This window comes from Arthrobacter sp. MDT2-34-1 (assembly GCF_059091365.1).
This window is the reverse complement of the sequence record NZ_JBNHGO010000001.1, coordinates 266,712-290,116: the sequence shown is the minus strand read 5'-3', so window position 1 is coordinate 290,116 and position 23,405 is coordinate 266,712. Positions and strand designations below refer to the sequence as shown.

The window sequence follows — 23,405 nt, the reverse complement described above, 5'->3', positions numbered from 1 at the left end:
GCAGGGCCGCCCCCGCAGGGCCCGGCACGGGCAGCAGGGCCGCCCCCGCAGGGCCCGGCACGGGCAGCAGGGCCCCCGGCGCACCGCCGGGAGGCAGCAGGCTGGCGTCGGGCGGGTTGCGCCTAGCCGAAGACGGGACCGCCGATAAAGGGATCCAGGGCCAGGGCCAGGAACAGCACCGTGAGGTAGCTGATGGAACCATGGAACACACGCATGGCGCTCTTGTTCGTGACGGCGGTGCTTTCGGTTCCGCGCTTGGTCAGCGCGTAGAGCCGGTGCGATTCGTAGACGAACCAGGAACCGCTGACCAGTGCCACGATGGTGTAGACCCAGCCGGCGCCGCCGACCGGAGCCAGCAGCAGCGAGCAGACCAGGGTGGCCCAGGCGTAGAGGACAACCTGCACGGAGACCTGCCGTGCGCTGGCGATCGCGCCGAGCATCGGCACGTTGGCCGCGTTGTAGTCGTCGCTGTATTTCATGGACAGCGGCCAGTAGTGCGGAGGCGTCCACAGGAAGATGACCATGAACAGGATCACCGCCGGCCACGCCACCGTGTTGGTCACCGCGGCCCAGGCGATGAGCACGGGGAAACACCCGGCGGCGCCGCCCCAGACGATGTTCTGCGAGGTGCGGCGCTTGAGGATCAGCGTGTAGATCACGACGTAGAAGAAGATCGCGCCGACGCCCAGCATGCCGGCCAGCGGATTAGCCCCGAACCAGAGGAGCGCCACGGCCACGACGGCGAGCGCCCAGGAGAACACCAGCGCCTCGCGCGGAGTCAGTTCCCCGGTCACGAGCGGGCGGTTTTCGGTCCGGTGCATGAGCTTATCCATGTCCCGGTCGATGTAGCAGTTAAAGGACCCGGCCGCACCGGCGGCGAGGGCACCGCCGACCATCGTGGCAGCCATCAGCCAGAGGTCGGGGAAACCCCCCTGGGCGAAGATCATGGTGGGCAGGGTGGTCACCAGCAGAAGTTCCATCACGCGGGGCTTCGTGAGCGACAGGTAGGCCTTGGCCTTGCGCGAGAAGCCGGGCTTGGCCGGAACGGCCAACGCCTGGTCCGGAACGGTCTGGATATTCAAGGAAAAACCACTCAGTTCTGCTGGAGTTCGTCTGACACACGAAAGCGCCCAGCCGTTAAGGACGGGCCAAGGTGCACCTACATCATACTCCTTCTATGTCTCGTAGAAACCGGTTTCCTGCCCGTGGAAACCGGTGTCGCCTGCCCTCGCCGAAACCCGCGCGGGCCGGGGGCGGCCGCCGGCGTCAAACAGTGACCGCTGTGACTGCTGGCACTGCACCACGTCCTGCGCATTGCAGATGCAACGGATAGAGTGGGGAAGGAGCGCCAATCCGCGGTTATGGGCGCAACAAGCTTGAGGCAGCAACAACGGCGAATGGCCCAATCGGTCCGCGGCCACGGCTGTTTTCCGGACCGTCGGCTGCCGCTTAGACGTAGATCAGAAAGGGGCCCACCCGGTGCCACACATGGAAGATCAGGAATTGTCCTGGACATCGCTGGACCAGCGGGCGGTGGACACGGTGCGTGTCCTCGCTGCGGATGCAGTCGAGAAGGTCGGCAACGGCCACCCCGGCACCGCCATGAGCCTGGCCCCGGCCGCGTACCTGATCTTCCAGAAGTTCATGCGCCACGACCCCACCGATCCGCACTGGGTGGGCCGCGACCGGTTCGTCCTCTCCCCCGGCCACACCTCGCTGACGCTGTACATCCAGCTGTTCCTCTCCGGCTACGGCCTGGAACTGGAGGACCTGAAGGCGCTGCGGACCTGGGGATCGCTCACGCCGGGCCACCCGGAGTACAAGCACACCCCAGGTGTCGAAATCACCACCGGCCCGCTGGGCCAGGGGCTCGCCTCCGCCGTCGGCTTCGCCTATGCGCAGCGCCGCACCCGCGGCTTGTACGACGCCGATGCTGCCGCCGGCGAGAGCCCGTTCGACCACACGGTCTGGGTGATCGCGTCCGACGGCGACCTGCAGGAGGGCGTCACGTCGGAGGCATCCTCCCTGGCCGGCCACCAGGAGCTGGGCAACCTGGTGGTGCTCTACGACGACAACAAGATCTCGATCGAAGACGACACCGACATCGCCTTCAGCGAAGACGTGCTCAAGCGGTACGAGGCGTACGGCTGGCACACCCAGCGGGTCGACTGGACCGAGACCGGCGAATACGTCGAAGACGTCCCGGCCCTGTCCGAGGCTTTGAAGGCCGCGAAGGCCGAGACGTCCCGGCCCTCGATCATCTCGCTGCGCACCATCATCGGCTGGCCCGCCCCCAAGAAGCAGAACACCGGCAAGATCCACGGCTCCGCCCTGGGTGCCGAGGAGGTCGCCGCCGTCAAGGAGGTGCTCGGCTTCGATCCGGAGCAGCATTTCGCGGTCGAGCCGGAGGTCTTGGATCACGCCCGGCAGGTGGCCGCGCGCGGCAAGCAGGCCCGCGCGGACTGGGAGACCGGCTACCAGGCCTGGCGCGAGGCCAACCCGGAGAACGCCGCGCTGCTGGACCGTGTGCAGGCGTCCGAGTTGCCGGAAGGCTGGGAGGCGGCGCTGCCCGAATTCCCGGCCGGCAAGGACGTCTCGACCCGGGCCGCCTCCGGCAAGGTGCTCAACGCCATCGGCCCGGTGCTGCCGGAGCTGTGGGGCGGTTCGGCGGACCTGGCCGAGTCCAACAACACCACGATCGAAGGCTCCCCGTCGTTCGTTCCCGAGTCGCGGCAGACCGACATGTGGTCCGGCGGGCCGTACGGCAGGGTGCTGCACTTCGGCATCCGCGAGCATGCGGCCGCCTCCATCGTGAACGGCATTGTGCTCAGCTCCAACACCCGCGCCTTCTCGGGCACGTTCCTGATCTTCAGCGACTACCAGCGGCCGGCCATCCGGCTGGGCGCCCTGATGGGCGTTCCCTCCATCTACGTGTGGACGCACGATTCCATCGGGCTCGGTGAAGACGGACCGACCCACCAGCCGGTGGAGCAGCTGGCGAGCCTGCGTGCCATTCCGGGCCTCGACGTCGTCCGTCCGGCCGATGCCAACGAGGTGGCCCAGGCCTGGAAGGCGGTGCTGGAGAACCACAGCAACCCGGCCGGCATCGTGCTCACGCGGCAGAACCTGCCCGTCTACGAGCGCGGCGGGAACGGCTTCGCCTCCGCCGAGAACGTGGCGAAGGGCGCCTACGTGCTGGCCGAGGCGCAGTCCGACGGCACGGACACGACGCCGCAGGTGATCCTGCTCGCCACCGGTTCCGAGGTGCAACTGGCCGTCCAGGCCCGCGAAACGCTGCAGGCCGACGGCATCGCCACCCGCGTGGTCTCCGTTCCCTGCCTCGAGTGGTTCAACCGGCAGGACCCCGCCTACCGCGAGTCCGTGCTCCCGGCCGGCATCAAGGCCCGTGTGTCGGTGGAAGCCGGCATCGCGCAGTGCTGGGACGGCCTGGTCGGCGATGCCGGCCGCAGCGTGTCCCTGGAGCACTACGGCGCCTCGGCCGACTACAAGACCCTGTTCCGCGAGTTCGGACTCACGGCCGAGGCTGTTGTCGAGGCCGCCCGCGACTCGCTCTCCCAGACCACCGATTCCTAAGGAGGACGCAATGTCCAACCCGAACACCCAGGCACTCTCCGACGCGGGCGTTTCCATCTGGCTCGACGACCTTTCGCGGGAGCGGATCAACTCCGGGACCCTGAAGGCCCTGATCGACGAACGGAACGTGGTGGGCGTCACCACCAACCCCTCCATCTTCGCCGCCGCCCTGCAGGACGGCCGCAGCTACGAGGCGCAGGTCCAGCAACTGGCCGCCGACGGCGCGGACGTGGATACGGCGGTCTTCGCCATCACCACGTCAGACGTGGCCGAGGCCTGCGACCTGTTCTCCCCGCTCGCCGCCGATACGGAAGGCGTGGACGGCCGCGTGTCGATTGAGGTGGATCCGCGGCTGGCCCGTGACGCGCACGGCACGGCCGCCGAGGCGCAGCATCTGCACAAGGCCGTGGGCCGCACCAATGCCTTCATTAAGATCCCGGCGACCAGCGAAGGCCTGGAGGCCATCACCGAGACCCTCGCGCTCGGCATCAGCGTCAACGTGACGCTGATCTTCTCGCTGCAGCGCTACCGCGAAGTGATTAACGCCTTCATGCTGGGTCTGGAGCAGGCCAAGGAAAACGGCAAGGACCTGTCGACCATCCACTCGGTGGCTTCGTTCTTCGTCTCCCGCGTCGATACCGAGATCGACAAGCGCCTGGACGCCGCCGGGTCCGCGGAGGCGGCCGCGTTGAAGGGCAAGGCCGGCGTCGCCAACGCCCGCCTGGCGTACCAGATCTACGAGGAGCAATTCGCGACCGAGCGCTGGCAGGTGCTGGCCGCCGCCGGCGGCCGGCCGCAGCGGCCGCTGTGGGCCTCCACCGGCGTGAAGAACCCGGAGTACCCGGACACCCTGTACGTCACCGAACTGGTGGCCCCGAACGTGGTCAACACCATGCCGGAGCCGACGCTGGAAGCCCTCGCCGACCACGGGAAGGTCGAGGGAGACCGGGTCACCGGCACCTACGCGGAAGCGAACAAGGTGCTCGACGACATCGCGCAGGCCGGAATTTCCTACAACGAGGTGGTGGAACTGCTCGAGGAGGAGGGCCTGGAGAAGTTTGTGGCCAGCTGGCAGCAGTTGCGGGAGACCGTCCAGAACGCCCTCGACTCGGTGCACGGAGCCCGGCAGTCATGAGTTCGCTGGCTTTCGAAGCGTCGGGAGCCGCACTGGCCGCCGTCCGCCGTCATATCGGCACCCTGGTGGAGGACCGCGTCGCGTCCCGCATCGCGACGCAGGACAACACCCTGTGGGGCCCGGAGGCAGAAGCCGAGGCGGCCGTCCGCCTCGGCTGGGTCGATGCAGCGGCGCTGTCCCGGCCGCTGGTTCCGGAGATCCTGGAGCTGCGCAAGGAGCTTGCGGCCGAGGGCGTGACGCGCTTTGTGCTGGCCGGGATGGGCGGCTCCTCGCTGGCGCCCGAAGTGATCGCCAATACCGCCGGCGTGGAGCTCACCGTGCTCGACAGCACGGATCCCCAGCAGGTGGGTGCCGCGCTGGCCGAACGGCTGGCCGACAGCGCCATCATCGTGTCCTCCAAGTCCGGTTCCACGCTGGAAACCGATTCCCAGCGCCGTGTCTTCGAGCAGGCTTTCGCCGACGCCGGGCTGGACGCCGCCTCACGCATCATCGTGGTCACCGATCCCGGCTCCCCGCTGGATGAGGCGGCGCGGGAAGCCGGGTACCGTGCGGTGTTCAACGCCGACCCCAACGTCGGCGGACGGTACTCCGCACTGACCGCGTTCGGGCTGGTCCCTGCCGGACTGGCCGGCGTGGACATCGAGAGGCTGCTCGACGACGCCGAAGAGGCCGCCGAGGTGCTCTCCGAGGATTCCGCCGACAACATGGCCCTGGCCCTGGGCGCCGCGCTGGCCGGCACGGAGCCGCTGCGCAACAAGGTAGCCATCGCCGACGACGGTTCCGGAATCGTCGGCTTCGCGGACTGGGCCGAGCAGTTGATCGCCGAGTCCACCGGCAAGCTGGGAACCGGACTGCTGCCGGTGGTGGTCAACGCCGGCGACCCGGAGACCGTCTCGGGAGCCAAGGATGTGCTGGTGGTCCGGCTGGTCTCCCCCGATCACGAGGTGACGGTCGGAGCCGACGAGGTTGCCGTCGGCGGGAGCCTGGGCAGCCAACTGCTGCTGTGGGAATACGCCACGGCGGTGGCCGGCCGCCTGCTGGGCATCAACCCCTTCGACCAGCCGGACGTCGAGGCGGCGAAGGCCGCGGCACGCGGACTGCTGGACGAACGCCCGGCCGCGGCGCTGCCCGACTTCACCGACGGCTCCGTCCAGGTGCGCGGCAGCGGCCTGGCCATGGGTGCGTCGCTGGACGACGCGCTGCGCGGCCTGCTGAGCCAACTGGGGCCGGACGGCTACGTGAGCGTGCAGGCCTACCTTGACCGCTTCGGCCAGGCCGAGTTGGAACGCATCCGGCCCCTGCTGGCCGAGGCGACCGGACGGCCCGTCACCTTCGGCTGGGGCCCGCGGTTCCTGCACTCCACCGGGCAGTTCCACAAGGGCGGGCCGGGCATCGGGGTCTACCTGCAGCTGACCGGCGAGGCCGCGACGGACATCCCCATTCCGGGACGCGAGTTCAGCTTCGGCGAACTGATCGATGCCCAGGCCGCCGGCGACGCCAACGTGCTGCGAGAGGGCGGCCGCCCCGTCCTGCGCCTGCATTTGGCCGACCGGGCCGCCGGTGTGCGCCAGGTGATGGACGCGGTGTCCCGACTGGGTGGAAAGCAGTAATGGCCCCTTCCGAACGACGGCGGCGTCAGGTCAACCCGCTCCGGGACCCGCGCGACCGCCGGCTCGACCGCATTGCCGGCCCCTGTTCCCTGGTGCTGTTCGGGGTCACCGGAGACCTTGCCCGCAAGAAGCTCATGCCGGCGGTGTACGACCTGGCCAACCGCGGGCTGCTGCCGCCGAGCTTCGCGCTGGTCGGTTTTGCCCGCAGGCCGTGGGACGACGACGAGTTCGCGGCCCAGGTGAAGGAATCCGTGCAGCGGCATGCCCGCACCCCGTTCCGCGAGGACATCTGGACGCACCTGGCGGCGGGCATCCGGTTCGTCCAGGGCGCCTTCGACGACGAGGATGCCTTTGAGCAGCTCCGCGGCACCTTGGAAGAGCTGGACGAGCAGCGCGGGACGCAGGGCAACCACGCGTTCTACCTCTCGATTCCGCCCAAGGCCTTCGAGCAGGTGTGCAAGATGCTCTCCTCGCACGGCCTGGCCCAGGCGCCCGAGGAAGTTGACGGCATGCCCTGGCGGCGGGTTGTCATCGAGAAGCCCTTCGGGCATGACCTTCAGTCCGCACGCGAACTGAACAACATCGTCGAATCGGTCTTCCCGCCGGACGCGGTGTTCAGGATCGACCACTATCTGGGCAAGGAGACGGTCCAGAACATCCTGGCCCTGCGCTTCGCCAACCAGCTGTTCGAGCCGCTCTGGAACGCGAACTACGTGGACCACGTGCAGATCACCATGGCGGAAGACATCGGCATCGGTGGCCGCGCAGGCTATTACGACGGCGTCGGGGCGGCGCGCGACGTCATCCAGAACCACCTGCTGCAGTTGCTCGCCCTGACCGCCATGGAGGAACCCATTTCCTTCAACGCCGAGGACCTGCGGACGGAAAAGGAAAAGGTGCTGGCCGCCGTCAAGCTCCCCGAGGACCTGTCGGCCCATTCGGCCCGCGGCCAGTACACCGGCGGGTGGCAGGGCGGTGAGAGGGTGGCCGGCTACCTGGAGGAAGAAGGTTTCAACCCGGATTCGGTCACCGAGACCTATGCCGCGCTGCGGCTGGACATCCACACCCGGCGCTGGGCCGGTGTGCCGTTCTACCTGCGTGCCGGCAAGCGCCTTGGCCGCCGGGTCACGGAGATTGCGGTGGTGTTCAAACGCGCGCCGAATCTGCTGTTCCCCAACCACCACGAGGACGACTTCGGCCAGAACGCGGTGGTGATCCGTGTCCAGCCCGATGAAGGAGTCACCATGCGCTTCGGGTCCAAGGTGCCCGGCACGCAAATGGAGGTCCGGGACGTCACCATGGACTTCGGCTACGGGCACGCGTTCACCGAGTCCAGTCCCGAGGCCTACGAACGGCTGATCCTGGACGTACTGCTCGGCGAGCCGCCGCTGTTCCCCCGCCACCAGGAGGTCGAGCTGTCCTGGAAGATCCTGGACCCGTTCGAGGAGTACTGGGCCAACAGCCGTACCCGGCCGGAACCCTACTCCCCTGGCAGCTGGGGACCGGCGTCGGCCGATGAGCTGCTGGCCCGCGACGGACGCACTTGGAGAAGGCCGTGATCAAAGAGCTCAAGGACACCACCACATCGAAGGTCTCCAAGGAAATCGTGGCCATGCGGGAACAAGGCGGCGTTGTGGCCCTGGGGCGCGTGCTGACCCTGGTGGTCGTGACCTCGCTCGGGTACGAAGAAGAGGCCATCTTCGCCGCCAACGCCGCGAGCCGGGAACATCCCTGCCGGATCATCGCCCTGGTCGACGCCGGGTCGGAGGCGGAGACCAAGCTGGATGCCCAGATCCGGGTCGGCGGCGACGCCGGAGCGGCCGAGGTGGTGGTGCTGTACGGCTACGGCCAGCTGGCAGCCGAGAGCGAGTCCCTCGTGGCCGCGCTGCTGCTGCCCGACGCCCCGATCGTCGCCTGGTGGCCGCACGGCATGCCGAAGGATGCTTCGCGCACGTCGATTGGCCGGATTGCGCACCGCCGCATCACGGATTCAGACAAGGAGCCGGACCCGCAGCAGGCGCTGTTCAGCCTGCGCGAGACTTATACCGCCGGCGACACGGACCTGGCCTGGACGCGGCTGACCAGTTGGCGCGTGCAGCTGGCCGCCGTCTTTGACCAGCTGGAACCTGCCCCGGTCACCTCGGTTGCCGTGGAGGGCGCCTCGGACTCCCCCAGCACCGTCCTCTTGGCGGCGTGGCTGACGCTGGCACTGAACGCGCCGGTGACCATCGTGGAGGACACGGCGGGGACCGGCATCAGGGGCGTGCGCATTTCACGGACGACCGGCGACATCCGGATCCTGCGTCCCGGCCCGTCCGTGGCCGAACTGATCATGCCCGGCCTGCCGGTGCAGCGTATTACGCTGCCGCGCCGCCCGCTGGAGGAATGCCTGGCCGAGGAACTGCGCCGGCTGGACCCGGACGAAGTGTTCGGCGAGGTGCTGATACACGGATTGCCCCGAACCAATTTGAGGAGCGTGCGCCGCAGTGACCGCTGAACCACACGTCATCGTCCACCCCGACACCGCCGCCGTCGCCGGCTCGGTGGCCCGGAGGCTGGTGGAGCGCCTGGCGGCGGCCCAAGCCGCCCGCGGCGACGCCACGGTGGTGCTCACCGGCGGCAGCCTGGGCATCAACACCTTGAAGGCGGTAGCCGCCGTCGATACCCCCGCCGGCTTCGATTGGTCCAAGGTGAACATCTGGTGGGGCGACGAGCGGTTCGTCCCCAAGGACAGCCGCGACCGCAACGAACGGCAGGCACGCGAAGCGCTGCTGGACGCGCTCCCCCTGGACCCGGCCCGGGTGCACCCCTTCGGGGCCGCCGGAGAACACGCCGACCCCCACGCGGCCGCCGTGGCCTATTCCGCGGCGCTGCGCCAGGCCGCGGCCGAGGAGGGCACCAGCGGCCCGGTGCCGAGGTTCGACGTGCTGCTGCTGGGCGTCGGGCCGGATGCGCACATCGCCTCGTTGTTCCCCGAGATGGGCGGCATCCGCGAGGAAGAGCGGTCCGTGATCGGCGAGACCGATGCGCCGAAACCACCTCCGGAGCGCGTGTCCCTGACGCTCCCGACGATCAACTCCGCGGACGAGGTCTGGCTGGTGGTGGGCGGCCAGGACAAGGCCGGCGCCGTGGGACTCGCCCTCGCCGGCGCCAACCCGGTGCAGGTTCCCGCCGCCGGTGCCCGCGGGCGCAAACGCACCGCGTGGCTGCTGGACCGGGACGCCGCGTCCAAGCTGCCCGACGCACTGCTGTCCGCGGCCGAGAGAGGCGACGGCTGACAGCAGTTGCTCCGGGCGGCGGCCGGGCCGGCGGGTTCGACCGCTAGCGCGCCTCCCGACGCCGGCGCCGCAACTTCTCGAGCGCCTGTTCCACCACGGCCTCCGCCTCGTCAGGGCTGCGCCGTTCCTTCGCGTATTCCAGATGGCTCTTGTAGGGCTCGTCGCTGCTGCGGGCGTCGGTGACGTACGCGCCCGGTTCCCTGGCCGCCGTCTGGCCGCAGTGCGGGCAGTCCCAGGACGGCGGGATGTCGGCTTCGCTCAGATTGGCGAAGACCGGAGTGGTCTCGTGTCCCTTCGGACACCAATACGTGACGGGAACCTTGGTCACCGGAACTACCGTCCGCCCGGTCACGGCCTGCCAGCCTGCGAGCCCGGCACCCGATTCGGAGCCCACCCGGACCGCGCGGAAAGAATTCGACGGATCAACCATGTTTGCTCCCCCGCTGAGAAGAATCGATGCCCCCTGCATCGGGCACCAGTCTACGGGTCGAACAGCGAAGGGTTAAGGGGTTGGGCCAAGTCGTCGGCCCGCCGGTCCCGGACAGCGGAGCCGGGCCCCGGAAGCGTCGGTCAGGATTCCGCGCTGAAACGCATCATGAGGCCCAGGGCCACGATGACCGTGCCCCAGACCAGCCCCAGGACCACCGTGAACCGGTTGAGGTTGCGCTCCGCGACGCCGGACGATCCCAGGCTGGTGGTCATGCCGCCGCCGAACATGTCGGACATGCCGCCGCCGCGCCCCTTGTGGAGCAGGATGAGCAGGGTCAGCAGCAGGCTCGTGATGCCGAGCAGGATTTGCAGCGTGATCTTCAGAGCTTCCACAGTGGCCTTTCGTCAGCTGTCGGGATATCCCAGTGGCGGGCAGACATCACTTTGTCAGCAGGTGTTGTTCGAACCTGACAATATTAGCAAATTCGCCTGCATCCAGGCTGGCGCCACCGACCAACACGCCGTCCACGTCGCGCTCGTTCAGGATCGCGGCCGCGTTCGCCGCCTTCACGGAGCCGCCGTAGAGCAACCGCACCCCCGCCGCCACGCTGTCATCGAAGAGGACGGCCATCTCCGCGCGGATGGCGGCGCACATCTCCTGGGCGTCCTCCGGACCGGCCACTTCCCCGGTGCCGATCGCCCACACCGGTTCGTAGGCGATGACCAACCGGGCGGCCTGACCGGCGTCCAGGCCTGCCACATCCGCCCGCAACTGACCCAGCGTGTGCTCCACATGGTTCCCGGCCTGGCGCACCGCGAGGCCTTCCCCGACGCACAGCACCGGGGTCAGCTTGTGCCGGTAGGCCGCCTTCAGCTTCCCGTTCAGCAACGTGTCGTCCTCGCCGTGGATCTCGCGCCGCTCGGAATGCCCGACCAGCACGTACCGGCAGCCCAGCTTGGCCAGGAACTGCCCGGAGATGTCACCGGTGTAGGCGCCGGCATCGTGCGGCGAGAGGTCCTGGGCGCCGTAAACCAGCTTCAGGTCGTCGCCATTGACCAGCGTCTGCACGCCGCGCAGATCGGTGAACGGCGGGAACACGGCGACCTCGACCCGGGCATAGTCGTGCCGGGCATCGCTGAGCGTCCACGCCAGTTTCTGCAAGAGGGTGATGCCCTGGACATGGTCCATGTTCATCTTCCAGTTGCCGGCGATCAGCGGGGTGCGGTCGAACTTTCCGTTGGTCGAGCTGGTCACTGAGGTCTCCATCTGTCGGGGGCGCCGCGGTGGACGCCGTGCTGAGCGGTGTGGCGGGGCAATCCGGAGGCGCCGCGCGCGCCGCGGGCCTGGGCGATGCCGGCATCTCCTGCCGCCGGGGGCAGGAGATGCCGCTCGATCAGTTCTCCAGTGCCGCCAGGCCGGGCAGGGTCTTGCCCTCGAGGTATTCGAGGCTGGCGCCGCCGCCGGTGGAAATGTGTCCGAAGGCGCCGTCGTCGAAGCCGAGGGCACGCACAGCGGCGGCGGAATCGCCTCCGCCGACGACGGTGAAGCCGTCGCTGCCGGTGAGGGCCTTGGCGACCGTGCGGGTGCCGTTGGCGAAGGCGGCGAACTCGAACACGCCCATCGGTCCGTTCCAGAAAACGGTGTTCGCCGAGTGGATCTGGTGGGCGAAGGCCTCGGCCGACTCCGGGCCGATGTCCAGGCCGATGCCGGCGGAGCCAAAGGATGCCGACTCGATGCTGTCCGCTGGAACTACTTCCCAGGCCGCATCGGCGGCAAACTTCTCGGCGACCACGATGTCGGTCGGCAGGATGAACGTGCAACCCAGTTCCTTGGCGCGTGCCAGATAGCCGCGCACGGTGTCCAGTTGGTCCTGCTCCAGCAGGCTGGAGCCGACCTTGTAGCCCTGGGCCGCCAGGAAGGTGAAGACCATGCCGCCGCCGACCAGCAGGTAGTCGGCCTTGCCCAACAGATTCTCGATCACGGCCAGCTTGTCCGAGACCTTGGAACCGCCCAGGACCACCACATACGGCCGCTGCGGCGCCTCGGTGAGCTTGTTCAGGACCTGGAGCTCCGTCCGCACGAGGTCGCCCTGGTAGGCCGGAAGCCGGCGGGCAATGTCGAAGACCGAAGCATGCTTGCGGTGGACGGCACCGAAGGCGTCGTCCACGTAGGCTCCGTCGGCGCCGGTCAGGGCGGCGAGTTCGGCGGCGAAGGCCTCCCGGTCGGCGTCGTCCTTGCTGGTTTCCCGGGGGTCGAACCTCACGTTCTCCACCACCAGCACTTCCCCGTCCTGCAGCCCCGCGGCCGCCTCCCGGGCGGCCGGGCCCACCGTGTCCGCGGCGAACTTGACCGTGACCGGTGCCAGTTCCTTCAGCCGGGCGACGGCGGGGCGCAGCGAGAACTTCTCTTCGGGTGCGCCCTTGGGGCGGCCTAGATGGGCCGTCACGACCACCCGCGCCCCGGCTTCCGCGAGCTTGACAATGACCGGCAGGGACGCCCGGATCCGCCCGTCGTCGGAGACCGCCAGGTCCGGGAGTTCGCCCTCCAGGGGGACATTCAGGTCTGAGCGGACCAACACGTGGCGTCCGCGGACCCCGGCGGCCAGCAGGGCATCAAGAGAATGTGCAGTCATTTCTTCCTTCGTGCGGAGGACGGGACGGGCGGGACCTAGGCCAGCTTTGAAGCAATCAGAGCCGTCAGGTCCACCAGGCGGTTGGAGTAGCCCCACTCGTTGTCGTACCAGCCAACAACTTTCACCTGATTACCCATTACCTTAGTCAGTCCCGAGTCGAAGATCGAAGACGCCGGGTCTGTGACGATATCGGAGGACACGATGGGGTCCTCCGTATACGTGATGATCCCGGCCCAGTGCGGGTCGCCGGCGGCCTCCTTGAACGCAGCGTTGACCTCTTCCACGTCGGTTTCGCGGGACACGGTGACGGTCAGGTCGGTCATCGAGCCCGTCGGCACCGGCACACGGACCGCGAAACCGTCCAACTTGCCCTGCAGTTCCGGCAGGACCTGCCCGATGGCCTTCGCCGCGCCGGTCGATGTCGGCACCAGGTTGATGGCCGCCGCCCGGGCGCGCCGCAAGTCCCGGTGCGGCCCGTCCTGCAGGTTCTGGTCGGCGGTGTAGGCGTGGATGGTGGTCATGAGGCCGTGCTCGATGCCGAACTTCTCGTGCAGCACCTTCGCCATGGGCGCGAGGCAGTTCGTGGTGCAGGAGGCGTTCGAAATCAGGTGGTGGGAACCGGCGTCGTACTCGCCGTCGTTGACGCCCATCACGATGGTGATGTCCTCGTCCTTGGCCGGAGCCGAGATCAGGACTTTCTTCGCCCCGGCGTCGAGGTGCTTCCGGGCGCCGCCGCCCTTGTTGAACCGGCCGGTGGATTCGATCACGATGTCGACGCCTAGGTCGCTCCACGGCAGCGCGGCGGGTTCCTTTTCGGACAGGACGCTGACCTTCCGGCCGCCGACGATCAGGTTGCCGGCATCCACCTCGACCGTTTCTGCCAACACGCCGAGCACGCTGTCGTATTTGAGCAGGTGGGCCAGGGTATGCGCATCGGTCAGGTCGTTAACCGCCACGACCTCCAGATTTGTGTCTTGCGCCAGGACGGCGCGGAAGTAGCTGCGGCCGATCCGGCCAAATCCGTTGATTCCAACTCGAGTAGTCATGAGCCTCTACCTCGTGGATGGGCCGTGACCGGAAGGGCTCCCCCGGTCCGTGCCCTTGTTGTCGGCCTGCTGGCCGGGTGGTCAGCGCGGAAGCGCCGGTGCGGGCGGCGGCGAAGCGGGCGGCGACGTCGGCCCGGTGGACGGTACCGGCGCGGTGTCCGCCGCCCCGGCCCCGTGGCTGGCATGCATGAAGTCGTTCAGTTCCATGATCCTCGCCCGGACGCGCCGTTCCAAGGCCGCGCAACCGTGGCCGGGGTGCAGTTCGTGCGTGCCCATGGTTCCCTCCAAACTGACGTGCCGTGCCTAGTCGTCCAGCATCTCCGGCGTCACGTTGGCTTCGGTCCCCGGGATGCGCAGCTCCAGCGCCCGCTTGTCCGCCATGGCCAGCAGGCGGCGGATCCGGCCGGCGATGGCGTCCTTGGTCATCGGCGGGTCCGCCAAGCGCCCGAGCTCGTCCAGGGAGGCCTGCTTGTGCGCCACCCGGAGTTCACCGGCGTAACGCAGGTGCTCCGGCACCTCGTCGTCGAGGATCTCGAGGGCACGCTCCACGCGCGCGCCCGCCGCGACGGCGGCCTGGGCCGAGCGCCGCAGGTTGGCGTCGTCGAAATTGGCCAGCCGGTTCGCGGTAGCGCGTACTTCCTTGCGCATCCGGCGTTCTTCCCACACCATCAGCGCATCATGGGCACCCATCCGGGTCAAGAGCGCCGCGATGCTGTCGCCGTCGCGGATGACAACCCGATCCACGCCGCGCACCTCCCGGGCCTTGGCCGCGATCCCGAGCCGGCGGGCCGCGCCCACCAGCGCCAGCGCCGCTTCCGGGCCGGGACAGGTGACCTCCAGTGCGGAAGAGCGGCCGGGTTCGGTCAGCGAACCGTGCGCCAGGAAGGCTCCGCGCCAGACCGCCTCGGCATCGGCCGCCGAACCGTTGACGACCACGGAGGGCAGGCCGCGGACCGGCCGGCCGCGGCCGTCCAGCAGGCCGGTCTGCCGGGCGAGGGACTCCCCGTCCTTCACCACGCGCACGACGTAGCGGTTCCCGCGGCGCAGCGCACCGCCGGAGACCACGATGATGTCGCCGCTGTGGCCGTACACTTCCGAGATGGCGGTGCGCAGCCGCCGGGCGGTCGCAGCCAGATCAACTTCGGCCTCGATGACGATGCGGCCGGAAATGATGTGGAGTCCGCCGGCGAAACGGAGCGTCGACGAGACCTCCGCCTTCCGGACCTGGGACTTCTTGATGTCAAGGCGAGCGAGCTCATCCTTGACTGCTGCGGTCAGCGCCATGCACCTTGTCCTTACCTAATCCTTGTGGCCTTCGAAAATGTCGTGGTAGGCACTCGCCAGTCTCAACGGATCGTGTACGGGGCGTCCGCCTGAACTTCCTACTCTACCGAAGACCACGCGTGCTCCCAGCGCGGCCGCGGCATCCTCGAAACGCCCCTTGTCGTCAATCACGGCCGGATCGGCCAAGACCACGTCGAAACGCATCCCGGGGGCGCAGCGCCTCACCGCGGCCAGGTGGTCCGAGGCCGTCATCCCGGACGTTTCCTTGGTGTCCACCGACAGGTTCATGGTCAGGCAGCGGCGCGCCGGGGTGTCGCAGAGCGCCTCGCGCATCTCCTTCAGCATCAGGTGCGGCAACACCGAGGTGTACCAGGAGCCGGGCCCGAGGATCACCCAGTCGGCATATTCGACGGCGTTCAGTGCCTCGACGCAGGCCGGGGCGTCGTCGGGCAGCAGGCGCACGTCGTGGACGTGGCTGTTGCGTCCGGCCGCCGCCAGCCGGGACTGGCCGGAGATCAGCGCGGTGCGCAGCCGCCCGTCCTCGCCCTCCACCAGCACGTCGCCCTCGATGGTCAGCGGCACGGTGGCCATCGGCAGCACCTCCCCGCGGGCCCCCAACAGGGCGCCGGCCCACTTCAGGCCGGCAACGGGGTCGCCCAGCAGCTCCCACAGGGTCACAATCAGCAGGTTTCCGAGGGCATGGTTGTCCAGCGACGGCTCGGCGCCCGGGGATGACTTGAAGCGATGCTGCATCACATCGCGCCAGGTCCGCCCCCAGTCGGTGTCATCGCACAGCGCCGCGAGGGCCATCCGCAGATCTCCCGGCGGGAGGACGCCGAACTCCTTGCGCAGGCGGCCGGAGGATCCGCCGTCGTCGGCCACCGTGACGATGGCCGTCAGTTCCGTGGTGAGCAGCCGCAGCGCGCCCAGCGAGGCAGAGAGCCCGTGCCCGCCGCCCAAAGCCACCACGGAGGGAGGCGCACCGCTCTTCCCGGTCCGGCTGCGGGAGGTCCCCGGGGCGGGAACCAGCGGCATCGGTCCGGTCAGGATCGCCACTATTCGCGCCCCAGGTCCCGGTGCTGGACGGTGACTTTGACGCTCGGCAGCTGGGCCAGCCGCTTCCCGATTTCCTCGGCGACCGCCACGGAACGGTGCTTGCCGCCGGTACACCCGATGGCGATGGTGCCGTAGTGCTTGTTCTCGCGGCGGTAGCCCTCCAGCACCGGCTCCAGCGCGTCCACATAGCGGTTGACGAATTCATCGGCCCCGGAGTCCACCAGCACGTAGTCGCGGACCTTCTCGTCCAGCCCTGTGTGCGGGCGCAGCGCGGGGACCCAGTGCGGGTTGGGAATGAAGCGGGCGTCGGCGACGAAGTTGGCGTCCACCGGCAGCCCGTATTTGAAGCCGAAGCTGACCACGTTGATGCGCAGCACGATCGGACCGGATTCGGTGAAGAGTTCCGTGATGGCAGTGGCCAGGGCGTGGACGTTCATCTCGGTGGTATCCACCACCAGGTCGGCCGAGTCCTTGAGGCTGCTCAACAGTTCCCGTTCGGCGGTGATGCCGTCGGATATGCGGCCGTCACCCTGCAGCGGGTGCGGCCGGCGGCCCTGTTCGAAGCGGCGGACCAGGACGTCCCCGGAGGCGTCCAGGAACAGCACCCGGTAGTGGATGCCGCTGGCCGCCAGGGCATGCAGCGCCTCACGGATGTCGCGGAAGAGGCTCTGGCTGCGCACGTCCACGACCACGGCAAGCTTGGGCAGCGACTGCGGCATCCGCGAAACCAGTTCGGCCAGCGTGCCCAGCATCTGCGGCGGCAGGTTGTCCACCACGTACCAGCCGTGGTCTTCGAGGGCATGCGCCGCCGTGGTCCGGCCGGCCCCGGACATCCCCGTGACCACCAGGAGTTCGGATTCCACCGGCTTTTCCGGCGTCAAGTCCTCATCCACCGTCATCGTCATTCCATCCATCCCGACCCCCGCTCCTCGATTCAAGCTCTAGCCTAACTAAGATTCGATGATTTCGCCGGTCGCCATATTTACCGCCGGCGCGGGCTCCTCCGCGGCACCGGCAGCCAGCTGGCGCTTCAAGGAAGCCGCCAGCGCCGGGCCGATGCCCGGAACCTGCTGCAGCTCTTCGGCGCTGGCCGCCTTGAGTTTCTTGGCCGAGCCGAAATGTTTCAGCAGCGCCTTGCGTTTCGCCGGCCCGAGGCCCTGGATGCCGTCCAGCACCGAGACGGTCATGGCCTTGCCGCGCTTCTGCCGGTGGTAGGCAATCGCGAAACGGTGGGCCTCGTCGCGGATCCGCTGCAGCAGGAACAGGCCCTCGGACGAACGCGGCAGGATCACGGGGAAATCGTCGTCGGGCAGCCAAACTTCCTCCAGCCGCTTGGCCAGGCCGACCACGAACACGTCGGTAATACCCAGGTCCGACAGCGCGCGGGAAGCGGCGGCCACCTGGGGCGGCCCGCCGTCCACCACCACCAGGTTGGGCGGATAGGCGAACTTGGTTTTGGGCGCCGGCGTGAGCGTCTCTTCAAGCACGACGGCGGTGTCCGCGCCGTCCCCGGCAGGGGTTTCGCCTGCATCGGCGGCCGCCGGGATGCCCTGGTGGCCTTGTTCCGCCAGATAGTTCCGGAAGCGCCGGCTGATCACGTCATACATCGCCGAGGTGTCGTCCCGGGCGGCCTCGCCGGTGATCGCGAAGCGGCGGTAGTCGGACTTCTTGGGCAGCCCGTCTTCCACCACCACCATGGAGGCCACCACGTTGGTGCCCTGTACGTGGGAGATGTCGTAGCATTCGATCCGCAGCAGCGCCACGGGCAGATCCAGTGCCTCCTGCAACTGCTGGAGGCCGGCCGAGCGCGTGGTAATGTCGCCGGCGCGCCGGCTCTTGTGCAGGGCCAGGGCCTGCTCGGCGTTCTCCCTCACGGTGGCCAGCAGGGCAGCCTTGTCACCGCGTTTCGGCACGTGGATCTGCACCCTGCTGCCGCGGAGTGCGCTGAGCCAGGCCTGCAGTTCGGCGGCATTCTCCGGTTCCTGCGGCAGCATGACCTGGCGCGGGATCCGGTCCGGCCCGTCGGCGTCCCCGTAAACCTGCTGCAACAGGTGTTCGGCCAGGTCGGCGTCGCTCTGGTCCTCGACCTTTTCCACCACCCAGCCGCGCTGGCCGCGGATCCTGCCGCCGCGGACGTGGAACACCTGGACGGCCGCCTCCAGTTCGTCCTGGGCCAGGGCGAACACGTCGGCGTCGGTGTCTTCAGTGAGCACCACGGCATTGCGTTCGAAGACCCGGCGCAGCGCGGCGATGTCGTCCCGGTGACGCGCCGCCGTCTCGTAGTCGAGTTCGGCCACCGCCGCGGCCATCTTCTTTTCGAGGTCCCGGATAAACCGGTCGGCTTCCCCGCCCATGAACGCGCAAAACTCGGCGGCCAGGGCCTTGTGGTCCTCGGGCGAAATCCGTCCCACACAAGGCGCCGAGCACTTGTCGATGTAGCCCAGCAGGCACGGCCGGCCGGTGCGCTGGGCCCGGTTGAAGACGCCGGTGCTGCAGGTGCGGACCGGGAAAACCCGCAGCAGGGTGTCCACGGTCTCGCGGATCGCTTTGGCCGGGTAGTACGGACCGAAGTACTTCACGCCCTTGCGCCGCTCGCCGCGCATCACCTGCACGCGCGGGAACTTCTCCCCCATGGTCACGGCCAGGTAGGGATAGGACTTGTCGTCCCGGAACATGATGTTGAAGCGCGGTGTGAACTCTTTGATCCACGTGTACTCGAGCTGGATGGCCTCCAGTTCGCTGCCCACGATCGTCCACTCCACCGAAGCCGCCGTGTGCACCATCGCATGGGTCTTGGGCGGCAGGTTCTTGGGGCTGGCGAAGTAACTGTTGAGCCGGGACCGCAGGTTCTTCGCCTTGCCGACGTAGATCACCCGCCGGTGCTCGTCCCGGAAGCGGTAGACGCCGGGATTGGTCGGGATCTCCCCCGTCCGCGGACGGTAGGAAGCAGGATTAGCCATGGCCGGTCACTCCCTTCCTCGCCTGGGCCCTGGGTGCCGTCCGGCCGGTCAAGCCGACGGCGTCTTGTTGTAGCTGTTCGAGCGTTCCTGGCCGGTCAGGTCGGCGATCGCGTCCATGATCTGGTCGGTGGCCGACCGGCGCGCCGGCAACGAGTGCTCCGGCCCGGTCCGCTTGAAGTACAGCGGCTTGCCGATCCGGACCGTGAAATGGCTCGGCCGGATCATCATCCTCCCGGCGGGCTGCAGCTGTTCGGTGCCGATCAGCCCGACCGGCAGCACCGGCGCCCCGGTCGTGAGGGCCAGCCACCCCACGCCGGTGCGGCCCCGGTAGAGCTTGCCGTCACGGGACCGTGTTCCTTCAGGATAAATCCCGAAAGCCTCGTTGCGGTCCAGTACGTCCAGGGCGCTCTGCAGCGCGGCCACGCTGGCGGCCTGTTCGCCCCGCTCCACCGGTATCGAGCCGACGCTGTGAAAAAACCACCGCATCGCAGCACCCTTGGGACCGCGGGTGGTGAAGTATTCGGCTTTGGCGAAAAAGGCCACCTTCCGCGGCATCATCGCCTGGATGATGACGCTGTCGAGGAAGGACAGGTGGTTCGGTGCCACAATCACCGGGCCGGTCGCGGGAAAGTTCGCGATGCCTTCAATCGTCGGCCGGCAGCTGAGCCGCAACCCGGCCCGGAACGAGGCGCGGGTCGCTTCGAACGTCCTCATGCGGCCGGTCCGGGGCGTCCGGCCAGGGCGCCCTCGGGCTCGGCGGCGGTCAGCCGCCCAATAGCGGCCTCAAGTTCTTCGGCGGTATCCACGACGACGACGGCGCCGGCGGCTTCCAGCTCCCCGGGGGCTGCGAAGCCCCAGCCGACCCCGACGGCGGGGATGCCGAGCCGGAGCGCAGCGGCCGCGTCGTAGAGCCGGTCGCCCACCATGACCACCGGGCCGCACGCGTCGCTGAAAGCGTCCAGCGCGGCCTGCAGGATCGGCACCTTGCCCAGCCCGGGTTCCGCCGGGGCGGGATCGTCACCCTCGGCTCCGTAAATTCCCGCAAAGTACTGCTCCAGGCCCTGCAGCCGCAGCAGCTCCCGCGCCAACCCGGTCGGCTTCTGCGTGGCGACGGCGAGGATAGCGCCGGTGGAGAGGAGCCGCTCCAGCAGGCCGGTGATGCCCGGGTACACGCGGCTGGCCGCCATGCCGGACCGGCGGTAGCCCGCCCTGTACAAGGCGATCACCTCGCCGAGCCGGTGCTCCGGGACGCCGGCGCCGCGCAGAGATTCACCCAGCGGCGGCCCGACCAGGGATTCGAGTTCTTCCTGCGGCGGGACCGGCAGGCCGGCCGCCGCGAGGGCGCCGGCTATTCCGGTGGTGATGGCACCTGCGGGGTCAACCAGGGTTCCGTCGAGGTCGAAAAGTACCAGCGCAGGCAATTGAGTCACCCGGGCATTTTCCCACAGATCCGCGGATCCGCCGGAATCCATTCCTGCTCGGGAATACCTTCTTCCCTCCGGCAGGCTCACTGCTGGCCGAGCGCCTCCGCCAGGAAGCGCCCGGTGTGGCTGCCCTCGACTGCCGCCACCTGCTCGGGAGTGCCGCTGGCGATGATCTGGCCGCCGCCGGAACCGCCCTCGGGCCCCATGTCCACAACCCAGTCGGCGCTCTTGATCACGTCGAGGTTGTGCTCGATGGTGATCACCGTGTTGCCCTTGTCCACCAGCCCCTGCAGCACCTGCAGGAGCTTGCGGATGTCTTCAAAGTGCAGGCCGGTGGTCGGCTCATCCAGCACGTAGATGCTTCGCCCGTTCGAGCGGCGCTGCAGTTCGCTGGCGAGCTTGACGCGCTGGGCTTCCCCGCCCGACAGCGTGGTGGCGGGCTGTCCGAGCCGGACGTACCCCAGCCCGACGTCCACCAGGGTCCGCAAGTGGCGGGCGATCGGGGTGAACGCGGCAAAGAATTCCGCTGCTTCCTCGATCGGCATGTCCAGGACTTCGGCAATCGTCTTGCCCTTGTAGTGGACTTCCAGCGTCTCGCGGTTGTACCGCGCGCCGTGGCAGACCTCGCACGGAACGTAGACGTCCGGCAGGAAGTTCATCTCGATCTTCAGCGTGCCGTCGCCGGAGCAGGCCTCGCAGCGCCCGCCCTTGACGTTGAACGAGAACCGGCCGGGCAGGTAGCCCCGGAGCTTCGCCTCGTTGGTCTCGGCGAACAGTTTGCGGATGTTGTCGAAGACTCCGGTGTAGGTGGCGGGGTTGGAGCGTGGCGTGCGGCCGATCGGGCTCTGGTCGACGTGGATGACCTTGTCCAGCTGGTCCACGCCTTCCACCCTGGTGTGCCGGCCGGCGACATGCTTGGCTCCGTTGAGCTTGTTCGCCAGCACCTTGTAGAGAATGTCGTTGACCAGGGTCGATTTTCCGGAGCCGCTGACGCCGGTGACCGCGGTGAAGATTCCCAGCGGGAACGAGGCATCGATGCCGCGGAGATTGTTTTCCCGGGCACCCACCACCTTGATCTGGCGCTTCTTGTCCATCTTCCGGCGCTTGGCCGGCAGTTCGATGCGGCGCCGGCCGGACAGGTAGTCACCGGTGATGGAACGCGTGTTGTCCAGCAGTTCCTGCAGCGAGCCGGAGTGCACCACTTCGCCGCCGTGCTCGCCGGCGCCCGGTCCGATGTCCACTATCCAGTCGGCCTCGGCGATGGTGTCCTCGTCGTGTTCCACCACTATCAGGGTGTTGCCGAGGTCGCGCAGCCGTGTGAGGGTCTCGATCAAACGGCGGTTGTCCCGCTGGTGCAGGCCGATGGAGGGCTCGTCGAGCACGTAGAGCACGCCGACCAGGCCGGAGCCGATCTGCGTGGCCAGCCGGATGCGCTGGGCCTCCCCGCCGGACAACGTGCCGGCGGCGCGCTCCAGGTTCAGGTATTCCAGGCCCACGTCCAGGAGGAACCGCAGCCGCGCCTGGATCTCGATGAGTACCTGGTGGGCGATCTGGGTTTCGCGGGCCGAGAGCTCCAGGCCCGCGAGGAACGAACTCGCCTCGCGCAGCGGCAGGGCAGACACATCCGCGATGGACTTGCCGTTGATCAGCACGGACAGCGACGCGGGGTTCAGCCGCGCGCCGTTGCACTCCGGGCACGGGACCTCGCGCATGTACTCCTTGTAACGGTCCCTCGCCCACTCGGACTCGGTTTCCTCGTGCTTTCGGTGGATGTACTGGAACGCGCCCTCGAATCCGGTGCTGTATTTCCGTTCCCGGCCGAAGCGGTTGCGGTACTGCACCACGACCTTGAAGTCCTTGCCGTGCAGTACGGCCTCCCGGACCTTCTTCGGCAGGTTCTTCCATGGCTCGTCCATGGAGAACCCCAGCTCATGCGAGAGCCCTTCGAGCAACCGCGTCCAGTACTCCTGGGTGGCTTTGCCCAAGGACCACGGGGCAATGGCGCCCTCGGACAGGCTCCGGTCGGGATCCGGGACCACCAGGTCCACATCTACTTCGAGCTTGCTGCCGATACCGGTACAGGCCGGACAGGCGCCGAACGGATTGTTGAACGAGAACGAGCGCGGCTCGATCTCGTCGATGGCGAGCGGGTGTTCGTTCGGGCAGGCCAGGTGCTCGGAGAAGCTACGCGTACGGCCCGGGTCGTCCTCGTCAATGTCGACGAAATCGGCCAGCACGCGGCCCTCCGCGAGGGCCAGGGCGGTTTCCACCGAGTCGGTCAGGCGCTGGTGGATGCCTTCCTTGGCCACCAGCCGGTCCACCACCACCTCAATGGTGTGCTTGTACTGCTTCCCCAGCTTCGGCGGTTCGCTTAGCTGCACCTGCTTGCCGTCCACCTTTGCGCGGGAAAAGCCCTTGGTGCTCAGTTCCTTGAACAGGTCGACGAACTCGCCCTTGCGCCCGCGCACTACCGGGGCCAGGATCTGGAACCGGGTCCCTTCGGGAAGCTCTTGCAGCTGGTCCACGATTTGCTGCGGGGTCTGCTTTTCCACCGGTTCACCGCACTGCGGGCAAAAGGGGCGGCCGACGCGGGCCCACAGCAGGCGCAGGTAGTCGTAGATCTCGGTGATTGTTCCCACGGTGGAGCGCGGGTTGCGGCTGGTCGATTTCTGGTCGATCGAGACCGCCGGCGACAGGCCCTCGATGAAGTCCACATCCGGCTTGTCCACCTGCCCCAAGAACATCCGCGCATAGGAAGAGAGCGATTCCACGTACCGGCGCTGGCCCTCGGCGAAGATCGTATCGAAGGCCAACGACGACTTGCCCGAGCCGGACAGGCCCGTGAAGACGATCATGGCGTCGCGGGGCAGGTCCACGCTGACGTTCTGCAGATTATGCTCGCGGGCGCCCTTGACGACCAGCCGGGACATATCCGCGGAGCGGGAAACGGAGGTGG

20 protein-coding genes are annotated in these 23,405 nt (G+C 68.3%); 6 read left to right on the top strand and 14 right to left on the bottom strand.

Translation table 11 applies throughout. The features are described from left to right. Positions 1 to 122 precede the first annotated feature (122 nt). Positions 123 to 1,082 (bottom strand): heme o synthase, encoded by a 960-nt coding sequence (locus tag AC5RVV_RS01330; protein WP_493999647.1) that lies wholly within the window; start codon positions 1,080 to 1,082, stop codon positions 123 to 125. Between the two features lie 406 nt (positions 1,083 to 1,488). Between AC5RVV_RS01330 and tkt the strand changes: the two genes are divergently transcribed. From tkt to pgl, 6 genes are read left to right on the top strand one after another with little or no spacing between them, the layout of a single operon-like run. Further along, positions 1,489 to 3,594, top strand: coding sequence for a transketolase (gene tkt, locus AC5RVV_RS01325; protein WP_493999646.1), 2,106 nt, complete (start codon positions 1,489 to 1,491; stop codon positions 3,592 to 3,594). Between the two features lie 10 nt (positions 3,595 to 3,604). Next, positions 3,605 to 4,729, top strand: coding sequence for a transaldolase (gene tal, locus AC5RVV_RS01320; RefSeq protein ID WP_493999645.1), 1,125 nt, complete (start codon positions 3,605 to 3,607; stop codon positions 4,727 to 4,729). Next, the gene (locus AC5RVV_RS01315; protein WP_493999644.1) at positions 4,726 to 6,339 is read left to right on the top strand and encodes a phosphoglucose isomerase-related protein; all 1,614 of its coding nucleotides are present in this window, start codon (positions 4,726 to 4,728) and stop codon (positions 6,337 to 6,339) included. The genes tal and AC5RVV_RS01315 overlap by 4 nt, the downstream gene beginning before the upstream one ends. Then, positions 6,339 to 7,898, top strand: coding sequence for a glucose-6-phosphate dehydrogenase (gene zwf / locus AC5RVV_RS01310; protein WP_493999643.1), 1,560 nt, complete (start codon positions 6,339 to 6,341; stop codon positions 7,896 to 7,898). The genes AC5RVV_RS01315 and zwf overlap by 1 nt, the downstream gene beginning before the upstream one ends. Positions 7,899 to 7,951: 53 nt before the next feature. Next, positions 7,952 to 8,836 carry a glucose-6-phosphate dehydrogenase assembly protein OpcA gene (locus tag AC5RVV_RS01305; protein ID WP_494001252.1) on the top strand — a complete coding sequence of 295 codons (885 nt, stop codon included), beginning with the start codon at positions 7,952 to 7,954 and terminating at the stop codon, positions 8,834 to 8,836. After that, positions 8,826 to 9,617: a 6-phosphogluconolactonase gene (gene pgl / locus AC5RVV_RS01300; RefSeq protein ID WP_493999642.1), complete on the top strand. Its 792-nt coding sequence runs from the start codon at positions 8,826 to 8,828 to the stop codon at positions 9,615 to 9,617. Before AC5RVV_RS01305 ends, pgl begins: the two co-directional genes overlap by 11 nt. Before the next feature lie 43 nt (positions 9,618 to 9,660). Here pgl and AC5RVV_RS01295 read toward each other — a convergent pair whose 3' ends face one another. From AC5RVV_RS01295 to uvrA, 13 genes are all read right to left on the bottom strand, one after another. Then, positions 9,661 to 10,047, bottom strand: coding sequence for an RNA polymerase-binding protein RbpA (locus AC5RVV_RS01295; protein ID WP_493999641.1), 387 nt, complete (start codon positions 10,045 to 10,047; stop codon positions 9,661 to 9,663). Between the two features lie 140 nt (positions 10,048 to 10,187). Continuing rightward, on the bottom strand, positions 10,188 to 10,439 hold the full coding sequence (gene secG / locus AC5RVV_RS01290) for a preprotein translocase subunit SecG (protein WP_127515609.1): 252 nt from the start codon (positions 10,437 to 10,439) through the stop codon (positions 10,188 to 10,190). 46 nt (positions 10,440 to 10,485) lie between these two features. Continuing rightward, positions 10,486 to 11,301, bottom strand: a complete 816-nt coding sequence (tpiA, locus tag AC5RVV_RS01285) for a triose-phosphate isomerase (RefSeq protein ID WP_493999640.1) — start codon at positions 11,299 to 11,301, stop codon at positions 10,486 to 10,488. A 139-nt stretch (positions 11,302 to 11,440) separates the two neighbouring features. Then, a complete protein-coding gene (locus AC5RVV_RS01280) occupies positions 11,441 to 12,679 on the bottom strand; it encodes a phosphoglycerate kinase (RefSeq protein ID WP_493999639.1) in 1,239 nt (412 codons plus the stop codon). Positions 12,680 to 12,714: 35 nt separating this feature from the next. Further along, positions 12,715 to 13,725: a type I glyceraldehyde-3-phosphate dehydrogenase gene (gene gap / locus AC5RVV_RS01275; protein WP_493999638.1), complete on the bottom strand. Its 1,011-nt coding sequence runs from the start codon at positions 13,723 to 13,725 to the stop codon at positions 12,715 to 12,717. Positions 13,726 to 13,806: 81 nt separating this feature from the next. Continuing rightward, on the bottom strand, positions 13,807 to 14,001 hold the full coding sequence (locus tag AC5RVV_RS01270; protein ID WP_493999637.1) for a hypothetical protein: 195 nt from the start codon (positions 13,999 to 14,001) through the stop codon (positions 13,807 to 13,809). 27 nt (positions 14,002 to 14,028) lie between these two features. Beyond that, positions 14,029 to 15,009, bottom strand: coding sequence for a DNA-binding protein WhiA (gene whiA / locus AC5RVV_RS01265; protein ID WP_493987300.1), 981 nt, complete (start codon positions 15,007 to 15,009; stop codon positions 14,029 to 14,031). 15 nt (positions 15,010 to 15,024) lie between these two features. Further along, positions 15,025 to 16,065 (bottom strand): gluconeogenesis factor YvcK family protein, encoded by a 1,041-nt coding sequence (locus tag AC5RVV_RS01260; protein WP_493999636.1) that lies wholly within the window; start codon positions 16,063 to 16,065, stop codon positions 15,025 to 15,027. Next, the gene (gene rapZ, locus AC5RVV_RS01255; protein WP_493978538.1) at positions 16,065 to 16,979 is read right to left on the bottom strand and encodes an RNase adapter RapZ; all 915 of its coding nucleotides are present in this window, start codon (positions 16,977 to 16,979) and stop codon (positions 16,065 to 16,067) included. Before rapZ ends, AC5RVV_RS01260 begins: the two co-directional genes overlap by 1 nt. A gap of 36 nt (positions 16,980 to 17,015) precedes the next feature. Further along, complete coding sequence (gene uvrC, locus AC5RVV_RS01250) at positions 17,016 to 19,025, bottom strand: excinuclease ABC subunit UvrC (protein ID WP_493999635.1); 2,010 nt, start codon at positions 19,023 to 19,025, stop codon at positions 17,016 to 17,018. Positions 19,026 to 19,073: 48 nt separating this feature from the next. After that, positions 19,074 to 19,739, bottom strand: coding sequence for a lysophospholipid acyltransferase family protein (locus AC5RVV_RS01245; protein WP_493999634.1), 666 nt, complete (start codon positions 19,737 to 19,739; stop codon positions 19,074 to 19,076). Next, on the bottom strand, positions 19,736 to 20,455 hold the full coding sequence (locus tag AC5RVV_RS01240) for an HAD hydrolase-like protein (protein ID WP_493999633.1): 720 nt from the start codon (positions 20,453 to 20,455) through the stop codon (positions 19,736 to 19,738). Before AC5RVV_RS01240 ends, AC5RVV_RS01245 begins: the two co-directional genes overlap by 4 nt. Positions 20,456 to 20,532: 77 nt before the next feature. After that, positions 20,533 to 23,379, bottom strand: coding sequence for an excinuclease ABC subunit UvrA (gene uvrA, locus AC5RVV_RS01235; RefSeq protein ID WP_494001251.1), 2,847 nt, complete (start codon positions 23,377 to 23,379; stop codon positions 20,533 to 20,535). Positions 23,380 to 23,405: the final 26 nt, after the last annotated feature.